The following is a 15164-nucleotide window of genomic DNA, read 5'->3' on the forward strand; positions in this document are numbered from 1 at the left end:
ATTACTGTTCCCTATTCCCTACTCCCTGTTAATTTTAGAGATTTTCGGCAAATGCAAATTTATAGTGCGATTTCCTCCACCGCATCGAAATCAAGCAAATTACTATCAACTGCGTTGATTCCAGGGTCCAAGGAAGTTGTATATTGCTGCTCCTGACTAGAATTAGTTGGGGAACGATCTACAGTGACATAATCAGCAGAAGTAGCTACGCGATCGCATCTGGAAGCAAAAGCACAACTTTGACACAATTTACTTCCTTCCGGTAGCTGGGGAAATTGCTTTTGTTGATTAAATTCAGCCAAATATCCGGATAATTTCGTTAATAATCGACTTAACTCACGTTTAATCTGTTCATGGAGGGTATGACTATACCTAATAGTCGCACAAGTCGGTTTTCCACCAGTTTGGAAAAACCAATAGGTCATAGAAATCGCTTCCGGTGGATAGGTAGTCGTCTCCGCTAAAACGTACAAATATAATCTAGTTTGCCAACTATCTTCTAAGCGTTTTTTACTCAGTGGTTCGGGATAGGTTTTCCAGTCAATAATTTGAGCTTGATCGGTTGTCAAAATTAATAAATCATAAATCACACTTAATAAATATTCATCTATTTGCCAAGTTCGATAATGCTCACTTTCCCGAAAAACTTGGGGATTGGAAATAAAAATCAACGGTGCAACTTCACTCAAATCCTCAATCCAACTTCGCAACTGAGGATCATCCACCAAAATTTCATCTATAGGTAATCCCATTTCCCTCTGTTGCATCAGCAAGTGAAACTTGCTACCTAATGCTTGTTTTGCTTCCTGTTCTGGATTCGTAAATGAGTAAAGTTGTTCCAGATGTCGATACTGGAACAGTCGTGGACACAGGGACAGCGAATTTAACTGTCCTTGAGCAAGCCTTAATAAATTTTTTTCTGACTTGGAAACTAGCATAATCCAAATATTCCCCTAAAATCCGCAACACCATGAGATAATCAATACCTTTGATTGTTAATTTTAATTTAAATATCATTAACAGCTAATCAACTGTAACTGTACCTTTTGTCACTACCTACCCCGACCCCTAGAAAAACAGTACAAAAAATCAAATCCAGTACTCATAGTATATAAATCGGAAAAATGGGTGATTTTTTAGAAAAATTTTATAACTCCTACCTAACCCAAAGATAGAAATTTGTCACAATATCCTAGTTGGTATTCACAGTTACAGCGAGTGGGGATCAGGCAGTGCTAGCTTGACTTTTGTAAGCTAAAATTGTGGCGTAAAGCTCCTCAGCAGTTATGGCTCAAATATTAGACCCTTTACCACCTGAGCAATCTGGAAAGATTCTCTGCTGCTACGTTAATGCCACTAGCAAAATCCAGGTGGCTCGCATCTCTAATATCTCTAATTGGTACTTTGAACGAGTCGTTTTCCCCGGACAACGACTGGTATTTGAAGCTCCATTAGAATCGCAATTAGAAATCCATACAGGAATGATGGCTAGTGCAATTTTATCGGATACCATCCCGTGCGATCGCCTAGCTATCCAAGAAACACTTAGTGACGAATTTGAATCTAGTCATGAACTGGAGGATGACCCTAAAAAAAAATCAATCACGTCACAGACCTCAATTAGATATGGAGAAACCAAACCAATAAAATCGCTCGTTTAATATCGATTGATTGAAAAACTAACTATGCGGGATTTTAAAAAGGGGCTACTATCTTTGTAGTAGCCCCTATTTGCCCCTCCCAAGGCAATAGAAAATGGAAGAAGGGTTAAAATAGGCAAAGGTGATATCCCAATTCCCGGATTTCTCAAAAACTCCTCAAACTTTCAGTGAGTAGGGAGTACAGATGACCCGACGGGTCGTCTGTACAGGGAGTAGGGAGTAGCAGGAAAATAAATCCACTACTCAAGGCTTATCACTCCCTTGTGAGAAATGCAGGAATTTTGGTTACTCTAACGAGAAGCCTTGCGGAATATGGATTTGAGATGGAAAAACCTTTTTTATTCAGGGGTTCCATCTGTCATATTCTTTGTCAAATAGGTGTGACATCAACTTTCCGAAAACACAGGACAACCAATATTAACCTGTCGCGAATTCTTCGGGAATTGTGATATTGGGAAAACCAAAAAATAAATATCCCGTTTTATTTTATGGGAAATTTTTGCTAACGGTTAACCCTTAACTGTCAACCGTTAACTATAGAAAACCTTTTTGCCTACCTTACCCTTCTTCTCCATCAAAATATGCCTTCAGTTTTTCGTCTTTCCCCCCTAATACGGATCACATTGCTGAGTTTGTATATAGCCTTGACTATCCCCCTACCATTTTTGGCCAAGTCAACCCAAGCTCCCGTACCCCCAATTTTCCTCTGGATCGGTATCGGTATCGGTTTCATTGCCTTATACGCAACCCTATGCGAACGTGTAGTCCTTGACGAACAGACTATTCAAGTCAACTATCCCCAATGGATTCCCCCCTTCTTCCGTCGGGGTTGGACACTCAACTGGTCTCAAATCAAAGAATTAAAAGCCCGTACCACCGGACAAGGTGGGTTAGTTTATTATTTTTTAACCATTGATCAACAAGCATATTTACTACCGATGCGAGTTGCTGGATTCGCTCGCATGGTCAAGCTTGTGGAAGAAAAAACAGGTATTGATACAACTTCTGTTTACCCCCTATCCCAACCGTGGATGTACGGAATTTTGTTAATATTTACAATCATACTATTACTAGTAGACGCATGGACAATCACCACAGCCATGTCGCTCTCTTAACTCCTAATTTGAAAGTGTAGACGCGTAGCGTCTTACTGAAGGGTGTGGGGAATAGTGAGTAGTGAGTAGGAAAAACCACTTTACCTAGGTTCTGTAAGCAATAAGCTGTTGCGCATTGAAGTCGTATACTCACTACTTTTGATGTGATGGATGACTGTATAACTGTCAACTGTCAACCGTTAGCCGTCAACAGCAGATCAAAGAGTTATGTGATTTATGTGAGTTTTAGCTAACTTTATTTTGTCTCCGATCTCTTGTATTCTGCCTTCTGTATTCTGTCTCCTGTGTTCTCTCTTGAATCCCACCACAAAACCACTTCTGCGACTAGAAAACGTCAACTTGTATGCAAAATTGACCAGTCGTCAACGACTAAGCCTACAAGGACAAGCAATTTTGCAAGACATTACCTTAAGCATTCCCGAAGCTTCCCATCTGGTAATTCTCGGAGCATCCGGAAGCGGTAAAAGCTTTTTACTGCGTCTGTTGAACCGATTAACTGAACCAAGTAGCGGCAAAATATTTTGGCAAGATACACCCTACAACGCTATTCCTCCCCTAGATTTGCGCCAACGGGTAGTATTAGCACCCCAAACCCCCAAATTGCTGGGAATGACAGTCGAAGAATCCCTCCAATACCCCCTAAAATTGCGCAAACTTGACCAAAACACAATTCAAACCCGGATAGAATATTGGCTCAAAACCCTACAAATACCCGATGATTTGCGACCCAAAAACGAACAGCAATTATCCACCGGACAAATCCAACAAATTGCGATCGCTCGCACCCTAATTACCCAACCACCCGTCATCCTCCTCGACGAACCCACAGCCCATCTTTCCCCTAACACTGCCCATCACCTCATCCAAACCCTAAATCACCTCACCCAAACCGAAAACACAACCATCATCATGGTCAATCACCAGCTTGACCTCATCCAAGAATTTTGCCGCAGTAATCATGATTCCATTATCCACCTCAGTCATGGTCGAATCATCAACCACCAACCTGCAACAACCATCGATTGGAAAGAACTCAAAGCAAACATCACCGAATCCAAAACCGACGAAGAATTCGATTTCTAATCTCCCTTAAAGGTTGTTGGAAAAGTTGCCTTTAATTCTTAATCAGCTAGTTTTTTGGGAGTGGGGAATAGGGAATCGGGAGTAGTCGATATTGAATATAATGCAATACGGTTCAGTTAAAGATAACTGTAGGCTAAAGACAACTGTAGGTTGGGTTGAGGCTTTGCGTAGACTGTTAATTTTGTGGAAATTTACCCATTAAGTTCACACAGTTTTTGTAATGATCTCGTCCCGATGCTCCGCGTGGGGACGCATTCCACGAGGGCTACTGCCTCAAATCAGGAAGCAGAGCTTCCCTATATGTATCAACAGCCGCAGTATTGGAAATAGAGCTTTGTTCGACAAGCTTCAGGCTAATTGGGGCTTTCAGAAATCAAATATAAGTCCTATATACTTTTTGAGACTGTTTTTGTCTCAAACAAGTGGTTAATAAAGTATTTATTGACATTTTCCAAACATCCTCTAATCCAAAATCCAAAATCATACTAAACTGACTTATTCAAACTCAAAGTCGCCCTTTGGTTTGTAAACTTTTCCTTCCCTATTTCCTTCGTCACCTTTGGCTGCATTTGTGGCAAATTATTCACATTTAAAATTTCCATATTAAATCTGTATCCCACATTACGAATTGTTTGAATCAAACTAGGTTGGCGCGGATCTAACTCCACCTTTTTTCGCAGAGATAATACATGCGTATCGATTGTGCGCGGATTATCAATGGCATCAGGCCAAGCTCGACGCAATAATTCTGAGCGTGACAAAGCCACCCCTCCAGCTTGTGCCAAGACGTACAACAAACTGAATTCCTGGGGAGTCAAGTCGATAAATTCGCCCTTAAACCGAACTCGACGTTGTACTAAATCAATTTGCAACTCGCCATAATCTAAATACGCGGGTGCAACAGGTGGTGTGCGGTGACGGCGAATTAAAGCTTCAACCCGAGCCAAAAATTCCTGCATTCCAAAAGGTTTGCTTAGGTAATCATCAGCTCCAGCTTTCAAACCAGCCACCACATCAGCTTCACTACCGCGAGCTGATAGCATCAAAACCAAAGGTTGTTGTTGGCGATGCAACCAGCGACAAAACTCAATGCCATCTCCATCAGCAAGATCCGCATCTAGAACAATCAGTGTTGGCTGATGGCTCAAAAACACTTCTCTGGCTTGATAGATACTCGCAGCTTGCTGTACTCGATAATCGAGTTGCTGCAAGTGCCAACCTAATAAAGACCTGAGATGGGGATTCCCCTCGACAATTTCAATACAAACCGAACCCACGGTGGTAAGACCCCTTAGCGTCCATGCATTTCAAGGTATCAAAGCCTATATCATTCGTTTTGTAGCCCTTGTTACTTCATTTCAACTGATTGTCAGAAATACTTGTGCATAATTACTTATTTTTCTCTCACCAAGATTGAATTTGAGATTCAATGCATCACATTCTTAAATTTTTGTTAGACTTATCAAACAAGTCTAACAAGGTGCAACTCCGGCCAGCTAGTGTTTCCATGACAACAACACGCCTAAATCCCAACTGATTCGGCAGAGAGCAAAAACCTTTGTATCTCCTGTTAATACTGAGGAAGGGGTAAGTAATTAAATTTTTCTGTAATCCCTAGCGAATCTGTATTGGTTTGGGGGCATAATATAACAATTACTTACCACCGGACATTTTTGGATTTTCTGGAATACGATGGAGGTAGGGTGTAACTGATTAAGAGTGTTCTTGAGGGGATAAATTTACAGCTTGGGTTAAATTAAGTACTTACGTTCGCACACTCAAGCAGATACTTCACTTTTTGATTGAAATAATTTACAATTCACATTCCAAACAAATTTCCACAGCTATTATGCTCCAAGACACACAAACAATCCGCTATTACCAAAAATTGACCGATGCCTTCGTCGAGTTATGGAATCGCGGTTATCGCACGGATGATATGCGAATGTATTTGGATGGGTATCTCGCGGCACTTAGACATGGAAACGCGATAGAGCCATTTTTAATCCACCGTTTAGAGGAGGAGGCAACTCGTTATCTGTACGACGTATCGAATTTCGCGATGGCACAGCCGGAACCGGAACCGGATTACTTTTAAGCTAGAGTTTTTAGACCAGACTCAAGTAGCTTTGTAATCTTTATCTTGCCATCGAACTAACGACTCGCATGACAACGCTGTTTATCATAGCATGTTATTTTGCTATGGCAATAGTATGGACATGCAAGCGGGTTTTGAATGTGCAATTTTGGAGTTAGTTGAGTATTATTCCCCCCCTCTCTCTGACTGGGAATCGGCAGCAGATTGAGGGGATTGTAATTTTTTGTAAACTTAGGTTATTTAGGAAGCAAGAGCTACTTCCACCATCTGTTGTAATTCACCCTTTTGATAGAGTTCAATCATGATATCGGAACCGCCGATAAATTCACCATTAATATAAACTTGGGGAATAGTTGGCCAGTTAGAGTACTCCTTAATTCCTTGGCGGATTTCATAGTCATCCAGTACATCCACAGTTTCAAATGGTACACCCAAGGAGTTGAGAATCTGGACAACATTATTAGAGAAGCCGCACATCGGCATTAACTTGCTTCCCTTCATAAAAACCAAAATTTTGTTATTTTTGATTAAACCATCAATCCGTGCTTGTAATTCTGGGGTCATATTCATTCCTATGGTGCAAGTGTTCAAAAACGGTAATTGGAAGTAGGGTCAAATTAGCTGACTCCAGGAAATGTCTCTGGGGTGTAGGTTTTTAAAGCCAGAGCATGAATAGCTTCGCTAGACATCGCTTGTTGTAATGCCCGGTAGACTAGCTGATGTTGTTGGACTAGTCCTTTGCCTGCAAACTGCGATGAAACCACCGTAACTTGGTAATGGTCGCCGCCCCCTGTCAGGTCTTGAACCTTTATTTGGGCATCGGGCAGTTCCGCCTTAATCATGGCTTCAACTTGATCTGGGGTAATCATCGCAATCTCTAGAGGTATCGATCTACTACTAACAAAGTATAAGGTATCTGCCGTGGTCTAGAGAGGTGCGTTAATTGCTCAAGGATAGCCTTGAAGTCGGAGTTAGGGAATTCTATTGGTGCTGAAACGGTAATAGAGTCAAAACAAAAGCCGCATGTTGTCTTAACTTGCGGCAGAAAATAGGTGAAAAAAGTGAGTTTGTAAAAATTCGGGAAAATTTGAATTTAGCAAACAAATTTTATGGTGGTAGTGGGAAATTTAAATGGTTTGCTCCGGTAAGGGGGTGCAGGGGAGTGTATCTAAAAATCATCCTGTATTCTGTCTCTTGCCTCCTCTGCTGCCTAACTTAACGTGAGTTCGATGAACCTCACCCCAACCCCTCTCCGTTCTGCGGAGAGGGGCAGAAAAATCTGTGGTTTTAGCCAAAAATCAATGTTTCCAAAGTCTGTATCCATTTCGGAGAGAGGATTGGAGAGGGGTTATTTGAATCCGTCGAATTCACCTTAACTTACTTTTTCGGTGCGGGGGTGATTGGTTTAAAATTGCCTCTTTCAAAGGGTACGTCGGCAAAACCGAGTTCGAGTAATTGTTGATAGGCTTTGCTGCCGAGTTCGCGGGAGGGATTTTGGCTTTTAATGACTTGGACGAGGAGGGGAACAGCAAGTTCGGGCTTATTTTGGGCGCGATAGACAAGGGCGAGGCGGTAGGTGGATTCGTCACGCATTTGGGCACTTTCTAGGGCTTTTCTGCGGTGGGAGTCGGCGACGCGGTTGTCGATACCAGAAAAGCTAGAGGTTAAATCTTGGTAGAAGTTGGAAAGTTGGTTAAAAACTAGTCGGGCTTCTTGGAGCTTTTTGACAGCCGAGTCGTAGTTTTGGGAAGAAACAGCGCTTTCGGCTTCGCTCATCAACCGTTTCCCACCATCGAAACTGAGAATACTACTGCTTTGGGCTGTGGGACGAAGGATATTCGGGTCGTTGGGGTCGATGGCTTGATTGGGGTTGTTTGGTAATGCCTGCGCGAATCCACGTACCGGAATCAGAAAACTAGCTGTTGCTAGCAGTGATACGCAACAGAGGCGTAGCCAGGGAACGGTTGTAGCAAATTTCATAAAGTAACAGCGCGCAACAACTCAATAAATAAAGTGAAAAAATTAGACTTTGGGTATCTTAGCCTTGTTTGGTTGTTTCACCAAGCAAACCTAAATACGAAAGTTTTACGGATTTAGACCGTATTGGGTTCAACTCAGGTTCCCACAAATTTAGCGATCGCGGTAACATAGGTGTGCTAGCAATGGTTATTGTTGAGCAAATCGCCGCTAATTACAACTTTTCTACTCCTGTGTCACTATGTCAACAAATTCCCTCGGTACGATTTTACAGCGCGGTGGCGAAGAATTGCTGTTGGAAAAGGTCAGCGATCGCTTTACAATTCGTCCCGCAAAACCCCTTTCTGCCTATGAGTTATCGGCGGCGAATTGGGGTAATTGGCGCAGGAGTATTCCGAATGGAGATTTACAGCTATTTGCCATTGATCCGGAGCAGTTGGAGCAGGCAATGACGACTGCGCGTAGTTCTCCTCTGGTGGTATTTGCCAGCCATGTTTACCAAATTCCCAATAATCCGGGTACCTTTGTTTATCTCGGTGATGAAATTACCATTGAGTTTGCCAGTGGGGTGGATGCGGCTCAAATCAATAGCCTTACTAGTCGCTATGGTTTGATTCTGGAACGGGCAATTCCCGAATTAGATAATACGTTTGTCTTTCGGGTGGGAGAGTCGGCGACGGAAAATCCGGTGAAAATTGCCAATCGTCTCCAACAGGAACCTGTGGTGTTGTTGGCGGAACCAAATATTATTATTCAGCAGGAAAGCCATTATACGCCCCGTGAACCCCTGTATCGAGAGCAATGGTATCTCCATCACCAAGGTGGTTCCCAACTGGCAGTTACCTCCCATATTCAGGCGGAAAAGGCTTGGGATGTGACGCGGGGAGTGCGTTCGGTGGTGGTGGCAGTGGTGGATGATTCCTTTGACCTCAACCACCCCGATTTACAGGGGAAAGGGAAAATAGTTGCTCCCCGCGATTTGAAAGATAATGATTTTTTACCATTACCCGGGGAACGGGAAACTAGTCACGGTACAGCCTGTGCTGGAATTGCGATCGCGGAAGAAAATGGGGAAGGAATTATTGGTGTCGCTCCGGGATGTGCTTTGATGCCGATTCGCACCACGGGTTATCTGGATGATGCTTCCGTTGAGGCTATTTTTGATTGGGCTGTGGAACAGGGAGCAAGTGTGATTTCCTGTAGTTGGGGTGCATCGGCGGTGTATTTTCCCCTGTCTTTGCGTCAAAGGGCAGCAATTACTAGAGCCGCTACTAAAGGTCGCAATGGTAAAGGCTGTGTCATTTTGTTTGCGGCAGGTAATTCCAATCGCCCTGTGAATGGCTCGGTGAATGAACGCAACTGGCCGAAAAATGTGCTATCGGGAAATACTAAGTGGCTCAGTGGATTTGCGATTCACCCGGATGTAATTGCTGTCTCTGCATCCACAAGTTTGAATCAAAAAGCCGCCTACAGTAATTGGGGTGAAGAAATATCTGTGTGTGCCCCTAGTAACAATGCTCCCCCAGGAATTTGGTTTCAACAAACAGGTTTTATTTATACCCAACCAGCCATTTCCGCCTCCTTACCCGGATTAGGTATGTTTACCACTGACCAAATTGGTGCTGCTGGCTATGACACAGGAAATTTTACCCGCAATTTTGGTGGGACTTCTGCCGCTACACCTGTTGTCGCTGGAGTTGCAGCTCTAATTTTATCCGTTAATCCGGATTTAACGGCTCAACAGGTGAAGAGTATATTACAAGCGACGGCAGATAAAATCGTGGATACACAAGTTGATCCCCAGTTAGGGATAAAGGGTGGTAGTTACAATGTCAATGGTCATTCCCTTTGGTTTGGCTATGGCAAGGTTAACGCTTTTGCAGCTGTGGAAGTTGCACGTAATACCCGCTTGAGTTTTCCCCATCGGAGTTTACGTCCCATTAAAGCTGAAAATTTAAATACAGTAGTGATTCCAGATGCCGATCCCAATGGGGTCAAAAGTCCGATTTTGATGACCGATACTGGTGCAGTTGGGGATATTCAAGTGCGGGTTGATATTAATCACAATTTTTTGGGTGATTTAGAAATCTACCTCATCGCACCAAATCAGCAAAGGGTATTGATCCAACCACGGACTTTAGGACGACAAACCAAACTCAAAAGAATATACACAACCCATCAACAACCATCTCTAACCCAGCTGTTGAACCAATCAGCCGCAGGTCGTTGGCAACTTTGGATTGTTGACCATGCTGTCAACGATGTGGGAACACTTAATTGGTGGGAATTAACCGTATCCGTGTGACAGGGGATAGGAGTTAGGAGTTAGGGAAGAAAAATTTCCTGTTTGCTCAAAACCTGGTTAAGAATTGGCTATTTTCACAAAATGGTGATCAGCAAGGTCCGATCCATGACAACTCAATTTTTGCAAAGCTTGGGTTAAATCACTCATCAATCGTTTCGCATTATCTTTGCTATCACCCTGCATATAATCCCTGACCTGAATGGGTTTACCGATTTGGATATGGATATCAGTCCCCCAGGAAGGATTTTCTTGACTGTAGGTAATACCAATGGGGAGAATTTTTACCCCTAAACCCGGTGTGGTTGCTTCTGCACTTAAAGCCAAACGGGAAATACCTGGTTTGAGGGGGTGAAGTTTACCTTTACGGATTCCTCCTTCCGGAAAAATTACTAAAATTTCTCCCTGACGTAATATATCCATCGCGTGTCGCAAGGTGGAAACAGAGGGATGTTTCGCATTTACCGCAAAACCACCTAAACGACGAATAAACCATCCCTGGATTCCGGTACACTCGGTGCTAGTCACCATAAAACGTAAATCACGTCCACTCACCATCCTTCCTGTCGCATAGGGTACAAGTAAGGCATCCCAACGGGAACGGTGGGTCGGTGCAAGTAAAACTGGACCACTTCTAGGAATATTTTCTTGGCCAGTCACTTGAATCTGCCCAAAGAATAATGGCATCAAAAAATTATGCCCCAGAAAATAGGCAAGGGAACTTAACCAAGGCGAGATATAGGAGGTTGTAGATATTACCTCAATATTGGTTTTCCCAGCGAAAGATTGCGGATGACTCCGTTCCGAGGAAGAATTAACTCGCATCATAACGGCAGGTGCTGACTGGTGGATAATATGTGATCAAAACTTTGATTAGATACACCGTAGATTTTCTTCCCTGATTTTTGTAACCGCAACTGGACAGTTTGGATGCTGTCCTTGAATTTACTCGTAATTTACCCTATGTCGCCGATTTGCAAACCAATTTTTTAATTGTTGCCGACATTCATCTTCCAAGATGCCACCGATGACACGTAGCTTATGATTTGATAATAGACTATCGGGAATATTCTCCACAGTCCTCACCGCACCAGTTTTCGCGTCATCGACTCCATAAACTAGAAGTCCTAGTCGAGCTTGGATGATTGCTCCTGTACACATCGGACAGGGTTCCAGGGTGACATAGAGGGTACACGGTTGTAAACGCCAAGTTTTTAACCTTTGCGCTGCTGTACGGAGGGCGATAATTTCCGCGTGAGCAGTGGGATCGCGATCGCGTTCTTTGCGATTTGCTCCTTCGGCAATCAAATTACCGTTTGCATCAATCACAACCGCACCAACGGGAACATCACCTGCATCGCCAGCAAATTTAGCTAATTCTAAAGCGTGTTTCATCCATTGTCTATGTATAAGATATTCTGAATACTGAGTTAACATTTTTTTATTTTTTCGGGAGTAGGGAGATGGTGAAGTTGGGTGTTGATTGCAGTTGTCTGGTATCACAGTCAGATATCCATCTTCCGTTCATTATTTATGTAACGATTCATCTACAAAGTTATGAGTACTGCAAGCAATCATGTAACATTAGGCAAATAATTGAGATCAAAGTCACCAAATAAGGGATTTAATATCATGCCATACACTACAGAGGAAGGCGGACGTTTAAATAACTTTGCTCGCGAACCCAAGGTTTATCAAGCGGAGGCAATGACTGCGAGTCAAAAACGGAATACTCTCATCTTGGGTATTGGGACTGCGGTGCTTGTCGGTGGCTTGGTAGGGGTTGCATTTTTAGTGTCTAGTGGTGGCTAAATTAATACAGGTGTTCAACTGCGAAAGCTTGTGAAATAGGGATGGGATAAATCTAAATTTTTGCTCCTGTTTACTCTTCTTTCTATGGCTGCGATGCTCCAAAGGAGCCGCTACACGATCGCCAATTCCCACCTTCTTGACTCTTTTGCATAAAATGTAGCTGGAAATACTTGCAGATATTGCTATCATCAATCAGGTTCCGATATCAAGTTGGAACCTGATTTTTGTTAAAATCACATACCATACAAGTATAATAATACACTTTATTATCTAGCCAGATATAAAAAAATGTCCTGACTAGATAAATTTAGGCTTGAAAACCGATGTGATAGGTAGAAATGTTCACCAATCTTTGTTCAAAATACAGATAAACAGTGTATTGGCGGTGATGCCACCATGAGCGTAAATGATACTGCACACCCAGAAAATTCTGCTTGGAATAAGCAGGTATATCACCGCTTAAAGTTGTCCCTGAGTTTAGGGTTACGGCGACAAATTTTTATAGCGGTATGTGATGATTTGAATCTCCGTAATCAGGTGGCTGCGAAGTTACATTCGACACTAGCCTACCCAGTGAGTCAGGTTTTAAATCAGCCGGCAAATGCCTATGAAGCAAGTACACCAGCTTACCCGCGCTTGGTGACTTTGCGTCTGAATATGAGTGATCCCCATCCGATTGGGCAAATTAATCAGTGGTTGATTAGTTATCCACCTCCGGTGGTGGGAAAAACTGCGGACACACCGGGAAAAGCCTTACCAATTCCGGCGTTTCAGATTGTTGGGGTGGAGCAGTTAACTCGCCAACCAGTGGCAATTCAGCGTCTATTTTTGCAATATTTACGGTCGAGTGAGCAGAGTTTAGCAAGTCCAGAAACTGCGCGGGTATTGGAATCAAGTATCTTGCTGTGGGTTCCCCGTCCTTGGTTACACGCGATACAGCAGTCCGCTCCCCAATTTTGGCGCTGTCGAACGGGGGTATTTGTGTTTGCGGGAGAACCGACACCAATGGTACAGGGTCGGGGAACACCGGAACGTTTTTCGGGGACAAGGGGTATTGATCTAGGGGATTTTGAACAAACCTTAGATCAGGATATTTTAGAGGAGCAGATTCCGACGGAGGATTTTGATTTTCCCAAGGAGAGTTTGGTCAATCGGGGACACCCATCAGAACCACCTGGGAAAAGGGAAGATGGGGATATTTTAGCGGTGGGATTGGTCCAGGAGGAGGGTTTCCCCCAGGAGAGAGAGAACACACCTGCTCCGGTGAAATCTAGCTATAGTTCACCGATTACCAAAGAATTAACGGAACTGGTTTTAGCCACCATTGACACCGCGATCGCCGAATCACAGATCACGGATGAGTCACCGCAACAGTTATTGGCAGAAATTGAGGCTTTACATGCCAATAATGCTTCGGCTGTGGATTTAGCCCAAGCCTATCAAAACTTAGGTAATTTCTACCGTCACCAAATTGAGCAAGGACATGCAACCCTGGAACATTTGATGGTGGCAATTATAGCCTATCAAGAGGCAATTACCCTCGATGAAGTTTCACCCCAGATTCCTGATATTTTAAACGATTTGGGAACCTTATATTGGATGTTGTACCGTACACCCCCAAATTCGGAGGAGGGACAATCCTATATTGAACAGGGAATTGAATTTTATCAGTTGGCGCTACGGTTAATTTCGCCACAAAGCCATCCGGAAACCTACGCAAGAGTCCATAATAACTTAGGAACGGCTTTTGGCGATTTAGCGAGGTTTAATAATCCGGCGGAAAATTGGCAAAATGCTGTGTCTGCTTATACGGAGGCACTCCATTACCGAACGGCAGAAATGGAGCCGCTAAAGTACGCAGCTTGCCAAAACAATTTAGGTACAGCCTACTGGCATCTAGCCCAGTATAACCAACCAGTAGAACATTTGAAAAAAGCGATCGCTGCCTACAATTTGGCACTGGTGTACTATACGCCAATTCAGGAACCGCTCAAATACGGGATGATTCAAAATAACATTGGTACTGCCTATTGGAACTTAGCCCAGTATGAGCAACCACCGGAAAATCTGCAAAAGGCGATTGATGCCTATCGGGAAGCATTAAAATACCGTACACCAGCCACTTTACCAGCAGCCTGTGCCGCAACCCAAAATAATTTGGGAACAGCATTTTGGCATTTAGCCAATCAAATCCAAACCAGTAAGGAAGAACGACATAAATTACTGGAAAAATGTATCAGCGCTTATCAAGAAGCGTTAGGATTAGCCCATTCCCTCCAAGGAATGACCTTAAGTTTCGATGTCTTTGCCACCCATAATAATCTGGGATTAGCCCATTATCAACTGGTGACAGATACCTACTACCAGGGAGATAAAAGCGATCGCACTCAGCATTTAGAATCGTCCCTAGATAATCATCTGCAAGCTCTCAACGGCTTAAGCAAACAACCGGATGCCTACCAAGCCACAATAACCTACATCGTCAAAACAGTCCGAGCTTTCCACAGCGAGTTAGGGATTCAAGGACAAAATTTGGCCCTTTCCAAAGTTCCAGGACAATTACTACCGGAGATTTTACCGAAAATTTAGTACGTGAAATACAAGTAGGGAGAGACGCGACATGTCGCGTCTGTAAGGGAATCGGAAATAGTTTATACGGACGACATTAAAAATTAATTCACTCAGGTCTAGAGCAACTTGATTCAATACAGTTCAGTTAGACTTAAAAGCCTGATTATTGGGTAGGTTGAAGAATGTAGAGGCAGAGCTCGGGCTGTGTACCGCCTTTTTTGGGGTGGCAAATTCATGCACAAACCGTGACAACAAACTTGTTCCAATACTGCGGCTGTTGATACATATAGGGAAGCTCTGCTTCCTGATTTGAGGCTGTAGCCCTCGTAGAATGCGTCCCCACGCGGAGCATAGGGACGAGATCATCACAAAAACTGTGTGAGCTTATGGGTAAATTTCCACAAAATTAACAGTCTACGCAAAGCCTCAACCCAACCTACAGTTATCTTTAATTGAACCCTATTGCAACTTGATTTATCAATAGAAAACACACCCATCGCAGCACCCTGGTTCCAAGCCCCTGCTTTCCAGTATAGGGTAATAAT

At 43.3% G+C, this 15164-nt stretch carries 14 protein-coding genes; 7 read left to right on the top strand and 7 right to left on the bottom strand.

Translation table 11 applies throughout. The annotated features are described in order from the left end of the window. Positions 1-59: 59 nt before the first annotated feature. The gene (locus CDC37_RS20815) at positions 60-938 is read right to left on the bottom strand and encodes a PD-(D/E)XK nuclease family protein (RefSeq protein WP_096624748.1); all 879 of its coding nucleotides are present in this window, start codon (positions 936-938) and stop codon (positions 60-62) included. 348 nt (positions 939-1286) lie between these two features. Between CDC37_RS20815 and CDC37_RS20820 the strand changes: the two genes are divergently transcribed. The 3 genes from CDC37_RS20820 (at position 1287) to CDC37_RS20830 (ending at position 3859) form a co-directional block, all read left to right on the top strand. Next, positions 1287-1661: a DUF1830 domain-containing protein gene (locus CDC37_RS20820; protein WP_096624750.1), complete on the top strand. Its 375-nt coding sequence runs from the start codon at positions 1287-1289 to the stop codon at positions 1659-1661. 581 nt (positions 1662-2242) lie between these two features. Continuing rightward, entirely contained in the window at positions 2243-2776 is a 534-nt protein-coding gene (locus CDC37_RS20825) for a hypothetical protein (protein WP_096624752.1), read from the top strand. Positions 2777-3115: 339 nt separating this feature from the next. Then, positions 3116-3859, top strand: coding sequence for an ABC transporter ATP-binding protein (locus CDC37_RS20830; protein ID WP_231943135.1), 744 nt, complete (start codon positions 3116-3118; stop codon positions 3857-3859). Between the two features lie 485 nt (positions 3860-4344). Here the strand turns inward: CDC37_RS20830 and CDC37_RS20835 are convergent, their stop codons facing one another. After that, a complete protein-coding gene (locus tag CDC37_RS20835; RefSeq protein WP_096624756.1) occupies positions 4345-5136 on the bottom strand; it encodes a response regulator transcription factor in 792 nt (263 codons plus the stop codon). Between the two features lie 572 nt (positions 5137-5708). Here CDC37_RS20835 and CDC37_RS20840 point away from each other — a divergent pair. Beyond that, entirely contained in the window at positions 5709-5957 is a 249-nt protein-coding gene (locus CDC37_RS20840) for a DUF6761 family protein (protein WP_096626479.1), read from the top strand. 240 nt (positions 5958-6197) lie between these two features. On the opposite strand, the gene grxD is transcribed toward CDC37_RS20840, so the two are convergent. The 3 genes from grxD to CDC37_RS20855 all read right to left on the bottom strand — a co-directional run bounded on the left by grxD (position 6198) and on the right by CDC37_RS20855 (position 7937). Continuing rightward, complete coding sequence (gene grxD, locus CDC37_RS20845; RefSeq protein ID WP_096626481.1) at positions 6198-6521, bottom strand: Grx4 family monothiol glutaredoxin; 324 nt, start codon at positions 6519-6521, stop codon at positions 6198-6200. A 53-nt stretch (positions 6522-6574) separates the two neighbouring features. Next, positions 6575-6826, bottom strand: a complete 252-nt coding sequence (locus CDC37_RS20850; protein ID WP_096624759.1) for a BolA family protein — start codon at positions 6824-6826, stop codon at positions 6575-6577. A 508-nt stretch (positions 6827-7334) separates the two neighbouring features. Beyond that, complete coding sequence (locus CDC37_RS20855) at positions 7335-7937, bottom strand: hypothetical protein (protein WP_096624761.1); 603 nt, start codon at positions 7935-7937, stop codon at positions 7335-7337. A gap of 238 nt (positions 7938-8175) precedes the next feature. On the opposite strand from CDC37_RS20855, the gene CDC37_RS20860 reads away from it, so the two are divergent. After that, positions 8176-10239: a S8 family serine peptidase gene (locus CDC37_RS20860; RefSeq protein ID WP_096624763.1), complete on the top strand. Its 2064-nt coding sequence runs from the start codon at positions 8176-8178 to the stop codon at positions 10237-10239. 57 nt (positions 10240-10296) lie between these two features. Here CDC37_RS20860 and CDC37_RS20865 read toward each other — a convergent pair whose 3' ends face one another. Further along, entirely contained in the window at positions 10297-11064 is a 768-nt protein-coding gene (locus CDC37_RS20865) for a lysophospholipid acyltransferase family protein (RefSeq protein ID WP_096624765.1), read from the bottom strand. Positions 11065-11181: 117 nt separating this feature from the next. After that, positions 11182-11673, bottom strand: a complete 492-nt coding sequence (tadA, locus tag CDC37_RS20870; RefSeq protein WP_096624767.1) for a tRNA adenosine(34) deaminase TadA — start codon at positions 11671-11673, stop codon at positions 11182-11184. Positions 11674-11868: 195 nt separating this feature from the next. On the opposite strand from tadA, the gene psb34 reads away from it, so the two are divergent. Both psb34 and CDC37_RS20880 read left to right on the top strand, forming a co-directional pair. Next, positions 11869-12048, top strand: coding sequence for a photosystem II assembly protein Psb34 (gene psb34 / locus CDC37_RS20875; protein ID WP_096624769.1), 180 nt, complete (start codon positions 11869-11871; stop codon positions 12046-12048). Between the two features lie 396 nt (positions 12049-12444). Further along, on the top strand, positions 12445-14637 hold the full coding sequence (locus CDC37_RS20880) for a tetratricopeptide repeat protein (RefSeq protein WP_096624771.1): 2193 nt from the start codon (positions 12445-12447) through the stop codon (positions 14635-14637). Positions 14638-15164 lie beyond the last annotated feature (527 nt).

Source organism: Calothrix sp. NIES-3974, assembly GCF_002368395.1.
In the GTDB taxonomy this organism is placed as follows: domain Bacteria; phylum Cyanobacteriota; class Cyanobacteriia; order Cyanobacteriales; family Nostocaceae; genus NIES-3974.

Bases quoted from the DNA above. Each gene is read 5' to 3' on its own strand.
- CDC37_RS20865 (WP_096624765.1), bottom strand. From the start codon at position 11,064: ATGATGCGAGTTAATTCTTCCTCGGAACGGAGTCATCCGCAATCTTTC.
- CDC37_RS20860 (WP_096624763.1), top strand. From the start codon at position 8,176: ATGTCAACAAATTCCCTCGGTACGATTTTACAGCGCGGTGGCGAAGAA.
- CDC37_RS20855 (WP_096624761.1), bottom strand. From the start codon at position 7,937: ATGAAATTTGCTACAACCGTTCCCTGGCTACGCCTCTGTTGCGTATCA.
- CDC37_RS20825 (WP_096624752.1), top strand. From the start codon at position 2,243: ATGCCTTCAGTTTTTCGTCTTTCCCCCCTAATACGGATCACATTGCTG.
- grxD (WP_096626481.1), bottom strand. From the start codon at position 6,521: ATGACCCCAGAATTACAAGCACGGATTGATGGTTTAATCAAAAATAAC.
- psb34 (WP_096624769.1), top strand. From the start codon at position 11,869: ATGCCATACACTACAGAGGAAGGCGGACGTTTAAATAACTTTGCTCGC.
- tadA (WP_096624767.1), bottom strand. From the start codon at position 11,673: ATGTTAACTCAGTATTCAGAATATCTTATACATAGACAATGGATGAAA.
- CDC37_RS20850 (WP_096624759.1), bottom strand. From the start codon at position 6,826: ATGATTACCCCAGATCAAGTTGAAGCCATGATTAAGGCGGAACTGCCC.
- CDC37_RS20820 (WP_096624750.1), top strand. From the start codon at position 1,287: ATGGCTCAAATATTAGACCCTTTACCACCTGAGCAATCTGGAAAGATT.
- CDC37_RS20840 (WP_096626479.1), top strand. From the start codon at position 5,709: ATGCTCCAAGACACACAAACAATCCGCTATTACCAAAAATTGACCGAT.
- CDC37_RS20880 (WP_096624771.1), top strand. From the start codon at position 12,445: ATGAGCGTAAATGATACTGCACACCCAGAAAATTCTGCTTGGAATAAG.
- CDC37_RS20815 (WP_096624748.1), bottom strand. From the start codon at position 938: ATGCTAGTTTCCAAGTCAGAAAAAAATTTATTAAGGCTTGCTCAAGGA.